Origin of the sequence: Microbacterium testaceum (genome assembly GCF_001476655.1) — a bacterium.
Taxonomy (GTDB): Bacteria; Actinomycetota; Actinomycetes; order Actinomycetales; family Microbacteriaceae; genus Microbacterium; species Microbacterium testaceum_C.
In genome coordinates this window covers 1-17093 of sequence record NZ_LDRT01000043.1, presented here as the reverse complement: position 1 = coordinate 17093, position 17093 = coordinate 1, and the positions used below count along the sequence as shown (strand labels likewise).

The 17093-nt window shown below is 70.3% G+C and carries 16 protein-coding genes; 6 read left to right on the top strand and 10 right to left on the bottom strand.

The annotated features are described in order from the left end of the window. Nucleotides 1-3: 3 nt before the first annotated feature. The 5 genes from NS220_RS07255 to NS220_RS07235 all read right to left on the bottom strand — a co-directional run bounded on the left by NS220_RS07255 (nt 4) and on the right by NS220_RS07235 (nt 5052). A complete protein-coding gene (locus tag NS220_RS07255; protein ID WP_058623413.1) occupies nt 4-1497 on the bottom strand; it encodes an amidohydrolase family protein in 1494 nt (497 codons plus the stop codon). Beyond that, a complete protein-coding gene (locus tag NS220_RS07250; RefSeq protein WP_193755302.1) occupies nt 1494-2117 on the bottom strand; it encodes an FMN-binding negative transcriptional regulator in 624 nt (207 codons plus the stop codon). Before NS220_RS07250 ends, NS220_RS07255 begins: the two co-directional genes overlap by 4 nt. 123 nt (nt 2118-2240) lie before the next feature. Further along, nucleotides 2241-3233 carry an Fpg/Nei family DNA glycosylase gene (locus NS220_RS07245; protein ID WP_058623412.1) on the bottom strand — a complete coding sequence of 331 codons (993 nt, stop codon included), beginning with the start codon at nt 3231-3233 and terminating at the stop codon, nt 2241-2243. Further along, nucleotides 3233-3775: a ribose-5-phosphate isomerase gene (locus NS220_RS07240; RefSeq protein ID WP_058623411.1), complete on the bottom strand. Its 543-nt coding sequence runs from the start codon at nt 3773-3775 to the stop codon at nt 3233-3235. Before NS220_RS07240 ends, NS220_RS07245 begins: the two co-directional genes overlap by 1 nt. An 89-nt stretch (nt 3776-3864) precedes the next feature. Next, complete coding sequence (locus NS220_RS07235; protein WP_058623410.1) at nt 3865-5052, bottom strand: ferrochelatase; 1188 nt, start codon at nt 5050-5052, stop codon at nt 3865-3867. Nucleotides 5053-5200: 148 nt separating this feature from the next. Here NS220_RS07235 and pepN point away from each other — a divergent pair, with 148 nt between their 5' ends. From pepN to NS220_RS07210, 5 genes are all read left to right on the top strand, one after another. Then, complete coding sequence (pepN, locus tag NS220_RS07230; protein WP_058623409.1) at nt 5201-7750, top strand: aminopeptidase N; 2550 nt, start codon at nt 5201-5203, stop codon at nt 7748-7750. 130 nt (nt 7751-7880) lie between these two features. Beyond that, on the top strand, nt 7881-8792 hold the full coding sequence (locus NS220_RS07225) for an ABC transporter ATP-binding protein (RefSeq protein WP_058623408.1): 912 nt from the start codon (nt 7881-7883) through the stop codon (nt 8790-8792). Continuing rightward, the gene (locus tag NS220_RS07220) at nt 8789-9586 is read left to right on the top strand and encodes an ABC transporter permease subunit (RefSeq protein WP_058623407.1); all 798 of its coding nucleotides are present in this window, start codon (nt 8789-8791) and stop codon (nt 9584-9586) included. The genes NS220_RS07225 and NS220_RS07220 overlap by 4 nt, the downstream gene beginning before the upstream one ends. A gap of 87 nt (nt 9587-9673) precedes the next feature. Continuing rightward, nucleotides 9674-10918 (top strand): mechanosensitive ion channel family protein, encoded by a 1245-nt coding sequence (locus NS220_RS07215; RefSeq protein ID WP_058623406.1) that lies wholly within the window; start codon nt 9674-9676, stop codon nt 10916-10918. Beyond that, nucleotides 10915-11364 (top strand): globin, encoded by a 450-nt coding sequence (locus NS220_RS07210; protein WP_081323028.1) that lies wholly within the window; start codon nt 10915-10917, stop codon nt 11362-11364. The genes NS220_RS07215 and NS220_RS07210 overlap by 4 nt, the downstream gene beginning before the upstream one ends. 33 nt (nt 11365-11397) lie before the next feature. Here NS220_RS07210 and NS220_RS07205 read toward each other — a convergent pair whose 3' ends face one another. Then, nucleotides 11398-12213: a hypothetical protein gene (locus NS220_RS07205; RefSeq protein WP_058623405.1), complete on the bottom strand. Its 816-nt coding sequence runs from the start codon at nt 12211-12213 to the stop codon at nt 11398-11400. 171 nt (nt 12214-12384) lie between these two features. Beyond that, the gene (locus NS220_RS07200; protein WP_058623404.1) at nt 12385-13053 is read right to left on the bottom strand and encodes a hypothetical protein; all 669 of its coding nucleotides are present in this window, start codon (nt 13051-13053) and stop codon (nt 12385-12387) included. A gap of 59 nt (nt 13054-13112) precedes the next feature. Between NS220_RS07200 and NS220_RS07195 the strand changes: the two genes are divergently transcribed. Next, nucleotides 13113-13982 carry an acyl-CoA thioesterase gene (locus tag NS220_RS07195; RefSeq protein ID WP_193755301.1) on the top strand — a complete coding sequence of 290 codons (870 nt, stop codon included), beginning with the start codon at nt 13113-13115 and terminating at the stop codon, nt 13980-13982. Between the two features lie 93 nt (nt 13983-14075). On the opposite strand, the gene NS220_RS07190 is transcribed toward NS220_RS07195, so the two are convergent. From NS220_RS07190 to NS220_RS20050, 3 genes are all read right to left on the bottom strand, one after another. Beyond that, nucleotides 14076-14615 (bottom strand): acyl-CoA thioesterase, encoded by a 540-nt coding sequence (locus tag NS220_RS07190; RefSeq protein WP_058623403.1) that lies wholly within the window; start codon nt 14613-14615, stop codon nt 14076-14078. Beyond that, on the bottom strand, nt 14608-16287 hold the full coding sequence (gene ettA, locus NS220_RS07185) for an energy-dependent translational throttle protein EttA (RefSeq protein ID WP_058623402.1): 1680 nt from the start codon (nt 16285-16287) through the stop codon (nt 14608-14610). The genes NS220_RS07190 and ettA overlap by 8 nt, the downstream gene beginning before the upstream one ends. A gap of 194 nt (nt 16288-16481) precedes the next feature. Beyond that, a complete protein-coding gene (locus tag NS220_RS20050) occupies nt 16482-16901 on the bottom strand; it encodes a DUF6993 domain-containing protein (RefSeq protein ID WP_242864558.1) in 420 nt (139 codons plus the stop codon). Between the last annotated feature and the right edge of the window lie 192 nt (nt 16902-17093).

The following is a 17093-nucleotide window of genomic DNA, read 5'->3' as shown; positions in this document are numbered from 1 at the left end:
GACTCAGGCGCCGTGCGTCACCCGACCGGCGAGCAGCGTCGTGCGCACCGGCATCGCGCGCAGTCCGCGTTCATCGGCCGTGAGCGGGTCGGCCCCGACGATGACGAGGTCGGCGATCGCGCCCGGAGCGATCTCCGCGGGTGCGGTGGAACCCCCCGCGGTGGATGCCGCGATCGCGGTGTCGATGTCCACGCGCTCGTGCGGCTGCCACGCGTCGCGCCCGTCCCTCGTGCGGAACACCGCCGAGGCGATCGCCGCCCAAGGATCCAGCGGCGCGACCGGCGCGTCCGAGCCGAAGCGGAGGTTCGCGCCGCTGTCGGCCAGCGCCCGCAGGGGGTAGGGCTGCGCGGACTGCTCGGCCCAGATGCTGTCCGTCATGTCGCGATCGTCGAGGGCGTGCTCCGGCTGCACGCTCGCGGCGACGCCGAGGCGCGCGAAACGCGGGATGTCCGCGTGAGCGACGAGCTGGGCGTGCTCGATCGTCCCGACCGCCCCGGTCCGCGCGTACGCGTCGAGCGCGTGCGCGTTCGCGACATCGCCGATGGCGTGGATCGCGCACTCGAGGCCCGCGGCCGTGGCGCGCGTCATCATGTCGACGAGCTCCTCGGGCGGCACGGTCAGGATGCCGTGATTGCCGACCTCTCCCGGATAGTGATGGGCGCACGCGGCCGTGCGGGTACCGAGGGAGCCGTCGGTGATCGCTTTCAGGGGCCCGACGCGGACGAGATCATCAGTCGCGCCGCGCACACGGTCCCCCGTGCGCAGTCCCTCGGCGATCGCGCGATCGAGATGCTGCGGGTACGTGCCGTACGAGACGCGGAGAGTGTCGAAACCTCGCGCCACCCGCCGCTGCCACGGCTCGTCGTTCCAGGTCATGTCGAGGTCCACCAGCCCGACCACCCCACGGGCCGCCGCGGTTCGCGCCATCCGTTCCACCGCCCGGTCGGCGACGTCGGGGGCGACCGCATTCACCCGGCGCGAGATCTCGAAGGCGTCCTCCTCGCGGAGCATGCCGGATGCCACGGGCTCGAAGCCCTCGCGGCGGAAGGCGGCGGTGTTCATCCACACGCTGTGGACGTCGGCGTTGATCAGGTACGTCGCAACGCCCGCGGTGGTGGCATCCAGAAGCTCCAGGCTGGGAGGATCGGGCCACAGCCCATCGCGGAAACCGGAGCCGACGCGGCGTCCGTCGCTCTCGGGAGCGAGGCCCATGATCGTCGCGGCGTCGTGGGCCGAGGCCACCTCGCCGAGCGGCACACGTTCGGCCGCCAGTGCCCACTGCAGGACGTGGACGTGGTGGTCCCACAGGCCCGGCAGCAGCCACCCTCCCTCACCGTCGACGACGAACCCGGTCGGACGGAGATTCCCCGTGGGCGCGATGTCCGCGATGAGACCGTTCTCGATGACGAGGTCGACCGGCTCCGTCGTGGGGAGGAACTCTCGGCCCGGGCCCGCGACGCGCACGGCGCGGAGGAACCCCGCGGTCTCGCCGATCACGGGCGCACCCGCGCATCGGCCGCGCGGCGCATCTCGGCGGCGAGAGCGGGATTCTGCTCGGAAAGGCCGTCGATGATCGTCTCGACGACCTCGGCGGTCTTGTTCTGGCTGAGCTTTCGCTTCGCCGTCACGCGGGTTGGGGTGAGACGGAATCCGACGGTGCCGCGCTCGAGGCGCTCGACGAAGGTCGCGTCGTTCGGCAGGGCGTAGAGTCCTCGCGACCCGTCCTCCTGCCCCTCGAAGCGGTCGACCAGCCGTTCGAGGACGCGCAGGTCCTCTTCGGGGCTGAGGAGCTCCGGGATGCCGGACAGGTGGGCGGAGATGAAATTCCAGGTCGGCACCGCGGGCACGTCGCCGTACCACTGCGGGGTGATGTACCCGTGCGGCCCCTGCACGACGACGAGCAGTTCCCGTTCGCCGAGTCCGAGGATCGCGTCGTCGGGCTTGCCGACGTGCCCCACGATCGTGAGGTCGTCGCGTTCATCGTCGAGCATGACGGCGTAGTGCGAGGCGACCAGTCCGTCGTCGCCCTGGCTGACGAGGGCCACCCACGGGTGAAGATCGATGAGGCGGCGAAGCTCGCCGACGTCGGTCATCGCGAAGCTGGGGTTCTGACGCACCGTTTCAGCCTAGAACGCTGCGCCCGGAACCCGAGATCCCTGAGCCTGTCGAAGGGACAGGAACCCGCGCACGCTCGGCGGCTTCGACAGTCTCAGCCACCTGCCCGACCGCGCCCCGCGCACTCACGCCTGACATCTCGGGCACCAGTACAGCTTCCGCCCCGCGGCCTCCTCCATGAGGACCGTCGTGCCGCACACGCGACAGGGCAGGCCCGCGCGGTGGTAGACCCAGTGCCGATCGTCGCGGTGCGCCATCGCCCGGCGGTACGCCTCGGGATCGAGGTCGTCCATCGTCATCATCTGACCGGTCTCGACACCGATCGACAACAGCCGCGCCCAGTCGCGCCACATCTCGCGCACGACCTCTTCGGGTACCTCGCGGCCGGGTGTGTGCGGGTTCTGCCGGGCGCGGAAGAGGATCTCGGCGCGGTACACATTGCCGATCCCGCTGACCACCGACTGGTCCATGAGCAGCAGGCCGATCGCCGTGGGCTTCTTCCGGACGGTCGCCGTGAAGCGCTCCTCGCTCTCGGTCACGTCGTCGACGAGCGGGTCGGGGCCGAGCTTGGCGATGGTCGCGGCGACTTCGTCGGGTGTCTGCAACGCGCACGCGGTCGGCCCGCGGAGGTCGGCGCACGTGGTCTCGGTGAGCAGCCGCAGGCGAACCGCTCCCACGACCGGTGGTGGCCACTCGGTCTGCTCCTCGAGCCCCGTGGTCTGCTCCGACATGCGCACCCGTGCGCGCCGCGGAGCCCCGATCGAGCTGAGGGAGTTCTCGCCGGCGGCATCCAGGATCGGGCCGTCGTCGAGAACCGTGCCACGTTGGTTCGTGTGCCCCATACGGCCATTGGCCGAGGCGATGGTCGCGTCGACGGCGACCTCGCCCGAGAAATCCCAGGCGCCGTACATGCCGAGATGGACCCGCAGCCACACGTCGTCGTCGAACGCGAGGAACATCTGCTTGCCGACGGCGCGCACGTCGATCGCCTCGCGCCCGTCGATCACCGACGCGCCCTCGACGAATCGTCCCTGCGGACTGGATGCCGACACCGTGCGGCCCACGATGTTCCGGGCGAACTGCCGGGCGATGCGATGGACGGAATGCCCTTCGGGCATCAGCCTGCCTCGGGGTCGAACGAGTCGCTGGCGTCGGTCAGGGGGTTCTCCGAGTGGCCGGCGCGCGGGTCGGGCAGAAGGACACCGTCCTGCTCGTACGCCGCGAGCTGCGTGATGCGGCGGGCGTGGCGCTCCTCGCCCGAGAAGGGGGTGGCGATGAACCGGTCGATGAACGAGGACGCCTCGTCGAACGTGTGCTGGCGCGCACCGATCGCGATCACATTCGCGTCGTTGTGCTCGCGCGCGAGTTCCGCCGTCGCGATGCTCCACACCAGCGCCGCGCGTACCCCCAGGACCTTGTTCGCCGCGATCTGCTCCCCGTTGCCGGAGCCGCCGAACACGACACCGAGGGCCTCGACGCCGTCGGCCTGATCGCGCACGACGGCTTGAGCCGCGCGGATGCAGAATGCGGGGTAGTCGTCGAGCGGGTCGTACTCGATCGGACCGTGGTCGACGACCTCGTGCCCCTGCGAGGCGAGGTGGTGCTGGATCTGGGTCGAGAATTCGAGACCGGCGTGGTCGGTGCCGAGGTGGATTCGCATGCGCTCATCCTATTGAGGGCCGACGACGTCGGCGGTGGACATGACGACGCCGCCGCTCCCCGGGGAGAACGGCGGCGTCGAGGGGATCGTCAGGGGCGCACGCCCGCGGCGACGGGCTTGAACCCGGCGCGGATGTTCTCGCAGCAGCCCGGGCGGCACACGTCGTACCAGGGTCCGAGATCGGTGAGGTGCGGGCGCTCGGCTTTCGGCGTGCCGTTCAGGCGCTCCTCGACGAGATCGATGAGTCCAGAGACGTAGGCCGGGTCGATGCCCGGGGTCGGGGTGCGCACCGCGCGGATGCCGGCCTCCTCGGCGGCCTCCATCGCCTCGGTGTCGAGGTCCCAGAGCACCTCCATGTGGTCGCTGACGAAGCCGAGCGGAACGATGACGACGGCCTCGGCCCCGCGGCCGGGAAGCTCCGCGATGACGTCGTTCACGTCGGGCTCGAGCCACGGCTGGGTGGGCGGGCCCGAGCGGGACTGGTAGACGAGCTCCCATTCGACGTCGGCCACGGCGGCCGCGACCTCGGCCATGACGAAGGCCGCGACGGCCTTGTGCTGGGCCTCGTACGCACCGCCCTCGCCGAAGTCGACGTCGCGGGGGCCGGAGCGCTGCGCATCGGCGGTCGGAATGGAATGGGTCGAGAAGAGCACCCGGATCTTCTCGGGCGCGATCCCGTCGGCGACGTAGGCCGACACGGCATCCGTCACTCCCCGGACGAACGTGGTGACGAAGCCGGGGTGGTCGAAGAACTGGCGCACCTTGTCGATCGTCACCGTCTCGCCGAGACCGGTCGCCTCGAGCACGCGGGCGTAGTCCTCGCGGTACTGGCGGCAGCTCGAGAAGGAGCTGTAGGCGCTCGTGGCGATCGCGATCAGCGTCGTGTCGCCCGCCTCCGCCGCCTCGGTCACGGCCTCTTCGAGATACGGCTCCCAGTTGCGGTTGCCCCAGTACACCGGAAGATTCAGCCCACGCCGCGCGATCTCCGCCTCGAGCGCGGCCTTGAGCTCGCGATTGTGCTGGTTGATCGGGCTCACCCCGCCGAAGTGGCGGTAGTGATGGGCCACCTCTTCGAGGCGCTCGTCGGGGATGCCTCGGCCGCGGGTGACGTTGCGCAGGAAGGGGATGACGTCGTCCTGACCCTCCGGGCCGCCGAAGCCGGCGAGGAGGATGCCGTCGTACGCCACGGGCGTCTCGACCCACTTGGGTCCGGATGCCGCGGCGGGCGAGGCGTAGAGGACGGTCTCAGGGCTGGTATCCGTGTCGGTCGTACTCACGCACACATCCTCCCACCTGCCCGAGCGCGTCGGACGCGGGTTATCTCGTGACTAGGCTTATCTGGTTGTCATCGTCGCCGACGGCGTTCGTCGTCACACGCGCCAGCGCTTTCTGCGGCGATCCACCCTCATCCCAGGGAGTACGCCAGTGCCAGGAGAGAACCTCACCCGCATCGAAGCACAGGAGCGTCGCGCCATCGTCGACACGCGTTCCTACGACGTGCAGCTCGACCTCACTCGCGGCGACGAGGTCTTCTCGTCCCGCACGGTGGTGACCTTCGCGGCCACCGAAGGAGCGTCGACCTTCATCGACCTCATCGCGCGCACCGTTCACTCCGTCACGCTGAACGGCCGTGCTCTCGACCCCGCCGTGGTGTTCGCCGACTCGCGCATCGCGCTCGAGGGACTGGCATCCGAGAACGAGCTCGTCGTCGAAGCCGACTGCGAGTACACCAACACCGGTGAGGGCCTGCACCGCTTCGTCGACCCCGTCGACGGCGAGGTCTACCTCTACTCGCAGTTCGAGGTGCCCGACTCGCGTCGCATGTACACGGTGTTCGAGCAGCCCGATCTGAAGGCGGCGTTCACCTTCTCGGTGACGGCTCCCGCGCGCTGGAAGGTCGTCTCCAACTCCCCCACCCCCGAGCCGGTCGCCCTCGACGGCGAGTCCGCGCGCTGGGACTTCCCCGCGACCCCGCGCATCTCGTCGTACATCACGGCGCTCGTCGCCGGCCCCTACGAGGCGACCTACAGCGAGCTCACGAGCGCCGACGGCCGCGTCATCCCCCTCGGCGTCTTCGCGCGCAAGAGCCTGTGGCAGTACCTCGACGCCGATTACGTGTTCGAGAAGACCCGCCAGGGCTTCGCCTACTTCGAGGAGAAGTTCGGCTTCCCCTACCCCTTCGCCAAGTACGACCAGCTCTTCGTGCCCGAGTTCAACGCGGGCGCCATGGAGAACGCGGGTGCGGTGACCTTCACCGAGACCTACGTCTTCCGCTCCAAGGTGACGGATGCCGTCAAGGAGCGCCGCGTCGTCACGATCCTGCACGAGCTCGCCCACATGTGGTTCGGCGATCTCGTGACCATGAAGTGGTGGAACGACCTCTGGCTCAACGAGTCGTTCGCCGAGTGGGCGTCGACCATCGCCACGGCCGAGGCCACCGAGTGGGAGGCCGCCTGGACGACCTTCAACGCGATGGAGAAGACCTGGGCCTACCGCCAGGACCAGCTCCCCTCGACGCACCCGGTCGTCGCCGAGATCAACGACCTCGAAGACGTGCAGGTCAACTTCGACGGCATCACCTACGCCAAGGGCGGATCGGTCCTGAAGCAGCTCGCCGCCTGGGTCGGCATCGAGCAGTTCTTCGCCGGCGTCGCGGCCTACTTCCAGAAGCACCAGTGGTCGAACACCGAGGTGGGCGACCTTCTCACCGAGCTCGAGACCACGAGCGGACGCGACCTCGGCGACTGGGCGAAGAAGTGGCTCGAGACCGCGGGCGTGAACACCCTCACCCCGCTCATCGAAGAGGGCGCCGACGGCACCATCTCGCGCTTCGCCATCGTGCAGACCGCCCCGAGCGACTACCCCACGATCCGTCCGCACCGCCTCGGCATCGGCTTCTACTCGCTGAACGACGCCGGAGCGCTCGAGCGTGTGCACCACGTCGAGCTCGACGTCGACGGCGACCGCACCGAGGTCGCCGAACTGCGCGGCATCCGTCGTCCCGACCTCGTCCTGCTCAACGACGACGACCTCGCCTACGCGAAGATCCGTCTCGACGAGCGCTCGCTCGCGACGGCGATCGCCCACCTCAAGGACATCTCCGACCCGCTCGCGCGCTCGCTCGTGTGGGGCGCGGCCTGGGACCAGACGCGGGATGCCGAGGCCTCGGCCACCGATTACCTCGACCTCGTGCTGCGCAACATCGGCTCCGAGACCGAGTCGACCACGGTGCGCACGACGCTCGCTCAGCTGCAGCAGGCGGCGAACTCCTACGTCGCCCCGGCGACCCGCGACGCGGCACGCGCCCGCGTGGCCGACGGACTGTGGGAGCTCGCGCAGGCGGCCGAGGCCGGCAGCGACAGCCAGCTGCAGTTCGTCACGGCGTTCGCGTCGGCGGCATCCACCCCGGCGCACGCCGAGACGGTGAAGGCCCTGCGCGACGGCTCGACGACCCTCGAGGGACTCGAGATCGACACCGACCTGTCGTGGCAGCTGCTCGTCTCGCTCGCCGCGGCGGGAGTGGTCACGTCCGCCGACATCGACGCGGCGCGCGCGGCCGACAACACGGCCAAGGGCGGCGAGTTCGCCGCGATGGCGAAGGCGTCGCTGCCCTCGCACGAGGCCAAGCAGCAGGCGTGGGACTCGCTCATCGAGCGTTCCGACGCCCCCAACACGATCGTGCGTTCGACCGCCGCCGGGTTCACCAACCCGACCACGGTCGACGTGCTCGCCGACTTCGTCGAGCCGTACTTCACGATGCTGCTGCCGATCTGGGAGTCGCGCAGCTACCAGATCGCCCAGTACCTGATCGTGGGTCTGTACCCCGCCGCGCTGGCGAACACGGCGCTGCGCGACGCGACGCGCCAGTGGCTCTCGCAGCACGCCGATGCCGCCCCGGCGCTGCGTCGACTCGTCGGTGAGAACCTCGCCGGCGTCGAGCGCGCCCTGGCGGTGCAGGAGCGCGACGCCGCCTGATCGGCATCCCCTGTCGAATGCCCTCTCCTCCGGGAGGGGGCATTCGTCGTCTCGGGGATCATCCGTGCGGCGACGCGGATCAACCTCACGGCGGACGCGGTGCACGGGGGTGCCTTCGTAGCGTGGAGGCATGATCGTTGCAGACAACCTCACCAAGCGATACGGCGACAAGACCGCCGTCGACGGCGTGTCGTTCACCGTCGCCCCGGGCCGCGTGACGGGCTTCCTCGGCCCGAACGGCGCCGGCAAGTCCACCACGATGCGCATGATCGTGGGTCTCGACCGACCGACTTCCGGGCGGGTGACCGTCGGAGGGCAGGACTACCGGCAGCTGCGCTCGCCCCTCACCGAGGTCGGCGTGCTGCTGGATGCCAAGGCCGTGCACACCGGACGCTCGGCGCGCGATCACCTGCGCGCCATGGCGGCGACGCACGGCATCGGTCGCCAGCGGGTCGACGAGGTGATCGAGCTCACCGGGATCGGCTCGGTCGCGGGCAAGCGCGCGGGCGGCTTCTCGCTCGGCATGGGACAGCGGCTGGGCATCGCCGCGGCCCTTCTGGGTGACCCGCACACCCTGATCCTCGACGAGCCCGTCAACGGCCTCGACCCCGAGGGCGTGCGCTGGGTGCGGCAGTTCGTGCGGCACCTGGCCGCCGAGGGCCGCACGGTCCTGCTGTCGAGCCACCTCATGAGCGAGATGTCGCAGACGGCGGACCACGTGATCGTGCTCGGGCGCGGCCGGGTGCTCGCCGATGCGCCCCTCCCCGAGCTCGTCCGCACCTGGACCACGACGACACTTCTCGTGCGCTCGCCCCGCTTGAGCGAGCTCGTCACCGCCCTGGAGATCCCGGATGCCACCGTCTCGGTCGTCGAACCGGGCGCCGTGCAGATCACCGGGATCACGCCGCAGTCGGTCGGCGACATCGCCGCCGCCCACGGCATCCCCCTCTACGAGCTCAGCCCGCGCGTCGGCTCGCTCGAGGACGCCTACCTCGCCCTCACCGATGACGCCGTCGAGTACAAGACCAAGGAGATCGCATGACCACGCTCGCCGCCCCCCGTCGGGCCACGCACACCACGGCGCACCGCCTCACCTTCCCGCACCTGCTGCGCAGCGAGGCCATCAAGGTGCTCACCCTGCGTTCAACCTGGTGGTCGCTCGGAGTCACCGCGGCCATGTCCGTCGGCATGTCCCTGCTCATCGCCCTGGCGACCGGCGGCATGGGCGGGGGAATGGCGCCGACGAACGTCATCCTCGCCCCCACGCAGTTCACGATGCTCGTCGCGGGAATCCTCGGCGCGATCGTCGTGACCGGCGAGTACTCCACCGGCATGATCCGCTCCACCCTCACCGCCGAGCCGCGCCGCGGAGCCGTGCTGCTGGCGAAGGCCCTGGTCGTCGCGGTGACCATGATGCTCACGGCGGTCGTGATCTACGCCGTCGCGATCGTGCTCACCTCGCCGTTCACCAGCACGGGGATCGACTGGACGTCTCCCCTCGACTCGTTCGTGCCGCTCGCGTTCGGCGCTCTGTCGATGGCCTGCTTCACGCTGATGGGCGTCGGCTTCGGCTTCCTGCTGCGCAGCGGGGCGGGGGCCATCGCCGTCACGGTGGGAGTGCTGTTCGTCCTGCCCATCGTGCTGAGCCTGTTCTCGATCGCGGGTCCGGAGTGGATGTGGATCGTCGAATCGGCGAAGTACCTTCCCGTCAATGCGGCGGGGGCCCTGACGCAGCCCGGCGGCGAAGACCTCCTCGAGCCCGCTCTCACGCTGGCGGGGTGGGTCGTCGGTCCGCTCGCGCTCGGGTGGCTCGCGCTGCGCTCGCGCGACGCCTGACCCTTCTTCCGCAAGGATCCCGTCCCGATCAGACGGATGCCTCGACGCTCAGCCGGCGCCGAGGCATCCGTCGTTAGTCTGAATCCGATGTTCGTTCTCGCCGAAAATCCCTCCCCCAGTCCGTCTCCCACGATCACGTCCCCCGCCGACCTGGTCAATCCCGACAACCTGTCGTGGATCGGCGACCAGCTGCTCGGCTTCGGAGGCGTTCTCCTGCAGATCCTCGGGATCATCGTCGGCATCGCCGTCGCCGCGTGGATCCTGCGCCTGGTGATCCGCCGCGTCGTCGACCGCATCGTCAACGGCGCCAAGGTCAAGGCGCGCGTCGACGACACGCAGGCCCTGGACCGCTCGCCGCTCAGCGCGGTGCGCCTCGTGCAGCGCACCCGCACGCTCGGCACCATCCTGCAGAACATCGTCAACGTGGTGCTCGTGATCGTCGCCCTGGTGTGGATCGCGGGCATCGTGGCACCGAACGCCCTGGCATCGCTGACGCTGCTCACCGCCGCGGTCGGCGCGGGCCTCGGCTTCGGCGCGCAGAACATCGTCAAAGACGTGCTCAACGGCATCTTCATCGTCGCCGAAGACCAGATCGGCATCGGCGACGTCGTCGACCTCGGACTCGCGACCGGCATCGTCGAGTTCGTCAGCGTGCGCATCACCCACGTGCGCGATGTGAACGGCACGCTCTGGTACGTCCGCAACGGCGAGATCACCCGCATCGGCAACATGTCGCAGGGCTGGTCGCGGGTCATCATCGATCTCGCCGTGCCGACCGACGCCGACATCGACGACGTCGAAGCGGCGATGCTGTCTGCGGCGAAGGCCATGGCCAAGGAGCCGAAGTGGCGCTCGCGCATCATCGAGCAGCCCGAGATCTGGGGCCTGGAATCCATCAGCGGGGACGCCCTCGTCATCCGTCTCGTGATGAAGACGCGGTCGAGCGCGAAAGACGACGTGGCCCGAGAGCTGCGTGCCCGCCTCAAGCGCGCGATCGACGCGATGGGCATCGCACTTCCGCAGTTGAACTCGATCATGCTCACCGGGCCCGAGGGGGCGCAGAGCGTGCGCGGAGCGCACCCGCCGAAGACCAAGGAGACGCAGGTCGCTCCGGGGGCGGAGCGCCCGCGGTGGCGCCCGCGAGGCCGGAAGATCGAGGTGTCCGAGACGGTCGAAGACCGCACCGCCGATGCGACGCCCCGGGTCCAGAAGAAGAAGCCCGTACAAGATGACACCCCGACGGCCGTCGTGAACCTGCCGGACGCCCCCGGAGCCGATCAGCCGAAGCCCACCCCGCCCGCCGTCCGCGCCGACGAGAAGGACACCCCGTGACCGAGCCCGTCAGCTTCTTCGACCAGGTCGGAGGGATGGACACCTTCCGTCGGCTGGTGGACGCGTTCTACCGCGGCGTCGCCTCCGACGAGGTGCTCAAGCCGATGTACCCCGAGGAGGACCTGGGACCCGCAGCCGAGCGTCTAACGCTCTTCCTCGCCCAGTACTGGGGCGGTCCCAGCACGTACGGCGAGACCCGCGGTCATCCGCGTCTGCGCATGCGTCACATGCCCTTTCACGTCGATCCCGATGCGCGCGACAGGTGGCTGCGGCACATGCGCGTCGCGGTCGACGAGATCGCGCTCCCCCCGGCCTTCGAGGCTCCGCTCTGGGACTACCTCGAACGCGCCGCGTACGCGATGGTCAACACCTTCGAGCCGCGCGGGATCGGGCCGCAGCAGAACGGTCGCGCCGACACGGGGCTCCCGGTCCGCGCGAGCGACTGAGCGCGCCCGGACCCGCGGAGCCCCGTCCCCCGGTCAGCGTCCGAGGAAGTCGCCGAACCCCGGGATGTCGAGGTTCGACAGGCTCTCGCCGAAGCCGCTGAGCTGCTCTCCCGCTCCGGTCACGGCATCCTGGGCTCCCCCCGCCCACTCCCCGACGCCGGTGCCCTCGGCGAGCGACGCGAGGTCGACTCCGGATGCCATCGCCTCGAGGTCGACGCCCTCGGCCAGCCCCGCGAAGTCGACGCCGGATTGCATCGCCTGAGCGAGCAGGGGGGCGGCGACCGCACTGACGATCGCGCCGCCCGCAACCGCCGCGAGCAGGCCGCCGGCACCGACGACGCCCGCGCCGATCAGCCCACCCCTCCCTGCCTTCGCGAGCAGCGACGACATGCGACCCGGCCGCGCCGCCTCTGCCCGCGCCGCGGTGCGCGCGAGATCGTCGGGCGCGTCGGAGCGGGGCCGCTCGTAGGGCGAGAGCTCGGCATCCATCCGCTCCCGGACGTGCGCGCGCTGAGCCGGGGTGAGACGCGCGAACGCCTCGCGGTGCATCTGCTCGACGCGGTCGGGGTCGGCGGTGCGCAGCAGGTAGTCGTACCGGGCGATCGCGGCGCGGTCGTCGGGCGAGAGCGTGTCGTCAGCCGCCCCCGCGCGCGGGGGCGCATAGCGGCTCCGGGCGTCGGGGGCGGACGCGGGCACGGGAGTGGCGTCGGCCCGGCGGTCGCTGGTCACCGCGTCGGCGGCGGAGCGCACCATGTCGCGCCAATCGCGACCCCCGCCGGCCGTGGGGCGCGACGCGGATCCGGACACGGCCTTCGACGCGAGATCGAACAGACGGGAGAACGAGACCATGGGAGAACCTCTCGACGGGCGGCACGCCGCCGCGACGTCAAGGTCTCCTCCGCCCCGACCGGGCCGACGCACCCGGAGGCCAACGGTGGCCTCGTGATGACGGATGCATCGCGATGGGAGTACTCCCCTTGCTGCGACCAGAGTAGGAGCGGCTCCTTGGCGTCAGCTGAATCAGCTCCCCGTCGACCGCACCGCGGTCAGTCCGGAGCGCACCGGTCCGCGCACGAGCACGTGTCCGCGCGCGAGACTGACCCGCGTCCAGGCCCCGCTGCGGCGGACGGGCGCCTGCTCCTCTCCCGCGATGAACCCGAGGGCGAAGGCGGCGAAGGCGACGCCGAGGGGAAGACCGGCGAGGGCCTCGTCGGGCTGACCCCACACCTGCGCGCGGATCATGCGCACGACGTCCTCCCCGGCGTCGGCGGGCAGAGCGTCGGCGACCGCGGCGACTCCGTACTGAGCCCGGGATGCCAGGACGGCGGCGTCGACGGCATCCGTCTGCTCCCATCCCCCCTGCGGCGGCGAGATGCCGGCCCACGCGGGCGAGGTCGCCGTGTCGGGCAGGATGACGGCGTTCGCGTCGTCGGGAGCGGCGAGGAGCGCGGCCGCCTCGACGACGAGGTCGCACTCCAATTCGGGGTCGATCGCCGAGGCGCGCAGACCGAGCACGGTGGGCGTGCTGTCCATCAGGCCGCGTGGGGCCAGGGGCGCGGCGGTGGTGACGAGGACGCCGTCACGGGCGCGCAGACGCACGGTTCCGTCGCCGAGACGGATCGTGCGGCCGGCGAAGGTGAGCAGGTCGGCTGCCGCCTGCGGGTCGGGGAACAACAGGCGGGCGGACACCCGCTCTAAACTAGCAACTGGTGCGCCCCTCGCCGCGCCAGGAACGAACGGGAGTCAGCGTGACCGACGCCATCGATCCCGTGGCGTCGCTGCTCGCGGTCCTCGACCTCCGCGATGCCGGCGCCCGGACCACCGAAGACATCTTCACCGGCGTGTCGCAGGCCATGCCGACCGGCCGCGTCTACGGCGGGCAGGTGCTCGCGCAGACGATCGTCGCCGCCTCGCGCACCCTTCCCCCTGAGCGCACCGTGCACTCGATGCACGGGTACTTCCTGCGTCCCGGCGACCCCGCCGACGGGATCACGTTCTCGGTCGACCGCATCCACGACGGCCGGTCGTTCTCGACGCGTCGTACGCAGGCGTTCCAGTCGGGTGTGCCGATCTTCTCGATGATCGCGTCGTTCCAAGACGAGGACCCGGGTCTCGAGCACTTCGAGCCCATGCCCGAGGGCGTCCCGACGCCCGAAGACGTCGCCCCAGTCGACGTCGAGGCGCTGCACCCGATCAGTCGGCGGATGCTCTCGGCGAGCCCGGTCGACGTGCGGCACGTGAGCTCCCCCGTCTACGCCTCCGTCGAGGGCCCGCACGTCCCGCAGCAGGCGGTGTGGATGAAGCTGCGCCGGCCCATCGGCGACGATCCCGCGGTGCACCGCGCGGCCCTGGCCTACTTGAGCGACCTCACGATCCAGGAGACGATCCTGCGCGCGCACGGGGTCGCCTGGAACGCTCCCGGCCTGCGCGTCGCGAGCCTGGATCACGCGATGTGGTGGCACCGCCCCGGGCGCGTGGACGACTGGCTGCTCTACGTGCAGGAGTCGCCGAACGCCCGCGGCGGCCGCGGCCTGTCGACGGGCCGCGTGTACACGCGCTCGGGGGTGCTCCTCGCGAGCGTCGCCCAGGAGGTCATGGTGCGCGTTCCGCGCGACTGACCTCGGGGCGGGATGCCGAAGGGCGGGCGTGAACCCGCTCCGGTGCAGTCACGAGCCCGGTGGGTGGCCTGACCGACCGGAACCCCGCGGGGATCAGCCCTTGGTGGAGCGACGACGGTAGACGATCGGGTCGCCGACGTACGGTGCCCACGCGGACCGCTCGGTCTCGCTCCAGCGGATCGGCCGACCGCTTGCGGTGTCGACGAGCACGACGACCGCGGTGGCGCGCGCGTAGAGCACCTGGTCGGCGTCGCCGAGCGGGCTGAAGACCTCGAAGCAGATGTCGGCGCTCGAGCCGCCCATCGCGCCGATCCACATGCGCACGTCGAGGGGGCGCTGACTGTAGGGAACGGGCCGCAGGTACTCGATCTCCTGCCGGGCGATGAGGGTCGCCCGCTCTCCCCCGCTCTCGAGCACGCTCATGTCGAACACCGCCGTCGGCAGGGCCTCGCCCTCGTCGTCGCCGCGCCAGAATGCGCGCAGTCGGGCCTCTTCGAGCAGCTTGAGCATCGAGGTGTTGTTCACATGCCCGAGCGCGTCGAGGTCGCCCCACCGCAGCGGGATGGGCACGTGAAGCCGCTCGGGCCCCGCGGTCGCGGGGCCCGAGACGGGGCGGGCGTCTGCGTCAGTCACGCGTCAGCTTGCGGTACGTCGAGCGCGACGGGTTGGCGGCATCCGCACCCAGGCGTTCGATCTTGTTCGCCTCGTAGGCTTCGAAGTTGCCCTCGAACCAGTGCCACTGGTCGGGGTGCTCCTCCGTGCCCTCGTACGCGAGGATGTGCGTCGCGATGCGGTCGAGGAACCACCGGTCGTGGGTGATGACGACGGCGCAACCGGGGAACTCGAGCAGAGCGTTCTCGAGCGAGCTCAGGGTCTCGACGTCGAGGTCGTTGGTCGGCTCGTCGAGGAGCAGCAGGTTGCCGCCCTCCTTCAGCGTGAGCGCGAGGTTGAGGCGGTTGCGCTCACCGCCGGAGAGCACCCCGGCCTTCTTCTGCTGGTCAGGACCCTTGAAGCCGAACTTCGACACGTAGGCGCGCGAGGGGATCTCGGTCTTGCCCACCGTGATGATGTCGAGGCCGTCGGACACGACCTCCCACAGCGTCTTCTCCGGGTCGATGTTCGCGCGCGACTGGTCGACGTAGCTGATCTTGACCGTCTCGCCGATTTTGAGCGTGCCGCCGTCGAGCGGCTCGAGGCCGACGATGGTCTTGAAGAGCGTGGTCTTTCCCACACCGTTGGGACCGATGACGCCGACGATGCCGTTGGGCGGCAGGTTGAAGCTCAGGTTGCTGATGAGCGAGCGGTCACCGAAGCTCTTCTCGAGCTTCTTGGCGTCGATGACGATGCTGCCCAGGCGCGGACCCGCGGGGATCTGGATCTCGTCGAAGTCCAACTTCCGCGTGCGCTCCGCCTCGGCCGCCATCTCTTCGTACCGGGCGAGGCGCGCCTTGGACTTGACCTGGCGTCCCTTCGCGTTCGAGCGGACCCACTCGAGCTCTTCCTTCAGGCGCTTGGCGAGCTTGGCGTCCTTCTTGCCCTGGACGTCGAGACGCTGACCCTTCTTCTCGAGGTAGGTCGAGTAGTTGCCCTCGTAGGGGTACAGGTGACCGCGGTCGACTTCGGCGATCCATTCCGCGACGTTGTCGAGGAAGTACCGGTCGTGGGTGATCGCGATGACCGCGCCCTTGTAGGCCTTCAGGTGCTGCTCGAGCCAGAGCACGCTCTCGGCGTCGAGGTGGTTGGTGGGCTCGTCGAGCAGGAGGAGGTCGGGCTTCTGCAGCAGCAGCTTCGCCAGGGCGACCCGACGACGCTCACCCCCGGAGAGCGGAACCACGCTCGCGTCGGCGGGCGGGGTGCGCAGGGCGTCCATCGCCTGCTCGAGCTGCGAGTCGAGGTCCCAGCCGTCCGCGGCGTCGATCTCTTCCTGCAGCGTGCCCATCTCGGCGAGGAGCGCGTCGAAATCGGCGTCGGGGTCGGCCATGAGAGCCGAGATCTCGTTGAACCGGTCGAGCTTCGGCTTGATCGCGACCCCGTCCTGGATGTTCTCCAGGACGGTTTTGCTGTCGTCGAGCTCGGGTTCCTGCATGAGGATCCCGACCGTGAAGCCCGGGCTCAGCCGGGCCTCGCCGTTGGAGGGGGTGTCGAGTCCGGCCATGATCTTGAGGATCGTGGACTTTCCGGCACCGTTCGGCCCGACCATGCCGATCTTGGCACCGGGGAGGAACGACATCGTGACGTCGTCGAGGATCAGCTTGTCGCCCACGGCCTTGCGCGCGCGGACCATGGAGTAGATGTATTCCGCCATAACCCGACCAGTCTATGGCCCGTGGGCGGGACGACTCGGACGGGGCCGTGACCCGACCTCGCCCGGCCCGACGGGCGGCCACCCTGGGGCGGTGGGGCGAGTCGGCCGAGGGTGTGCACGACGGTGCCGAGGCGCGGGGGCCGGCCGGCCCTGCTCAGGCGACGTGGGCCCGCCGCGGCCTCGGCCGTCTGCTGTCACCAGTCGATCGGTCGGGTCTGCCCGATGAGGCACCCGCCGGAGTTCAGCCCGGGGAGCACCGTGCTGACCGGTGTGCCGATCGACGGGCCCACCTGACCGACGAGACACTCGTCACCCCATCGCACCGAGAACTCGATGCTCTCGGCGGGGTTGCCGATCGTCGACTCGTCCTGCGTGACCTGCATCGCCGCCTTGTCGAAGCCGGCCTGGGTCAGAGCGTCGATGTACGCCCGCCCCGAGACGGGGGTGGAGCCGGCAGCGACGGACGCGACGACCTGCGCGAAGTACGGCAGGTTCTCGGCTGCCGTTCCCTCGGGGTCGAGGGTGGGGGCAGGCGCGCTGGTGGCCGGACGGGGGCGCGGTGGCGGCCGGCGGCGCGGTGGTGGCCGGAGCCGGAACGGGCGCCGGGGAGCCACCCGTGCATCCGCTCAAGGCGAGGAGCGCGACGAGCGCCACGGGAGCGAGCAGACGACCGGAGGGACGGGACACGCGCTCGATTCTACGTACCGAGCCCGCAGGCGCTTCGCCCGTCTGCCGCCCGCGTCGTCGCGAAGCCGGCATCAGAACGGTGTGACGTCGACCGTCTCGGCGATCGCTCGGCCCTTCAC

Bases quoted from the DNA above. Each gene is read 5' to 3' on its own strand.
- NS220_RS07245 (WP_058623412.1), bottom strand. From the start codon at position 3,233: ATGCCCGAAGGGCATTCCGTCCATCGCATCGCCCGGCAGTTCGCCCGG.
- NS220_RS07240 (WP_058623411.1), bottom strand. From the start codon at position 3,775: ATGCGAATCCACCTCGGCACCGACCACGCCGGTCTCGAATTCTCGACC.
- NS220_RS07225 (WP_058623408.1), top strand. From the start codon at position 7,881: ATGATCGTTGCAGACAACCTCACCAAGCGATACGGCGACAAGACCGCC.
- NS220_RS07220 (WP_058623407.1), top strand. From the start codon at position 8,789: ATGACCACGCTCGCCGCCCCCCGTCGGGCCACGCACACCACGGCGCAC.
- NS220_RS07215 (WP_058623406.1), top strand. From the start codon at position 9,674: ATGTTCGTTCTCGCCGAAAATCCCTCCCCCAGTCCGTCTCCCACGATC.
- NS220_RS07205 (WP_058623405.1), bottom strand. From the start codon at position 12,213: ATGGTCTCGTTCTCCCGTCTGTTCGATCTCGCGTCGAAGGCCGTGTCC.
- ettA (WP_058623402.1), bottom strand. From the start codon at position 16,287: ATGGCGGAATACATCTACTCCATGGTCCGCGCGCGCAAGGCCGTGGGC.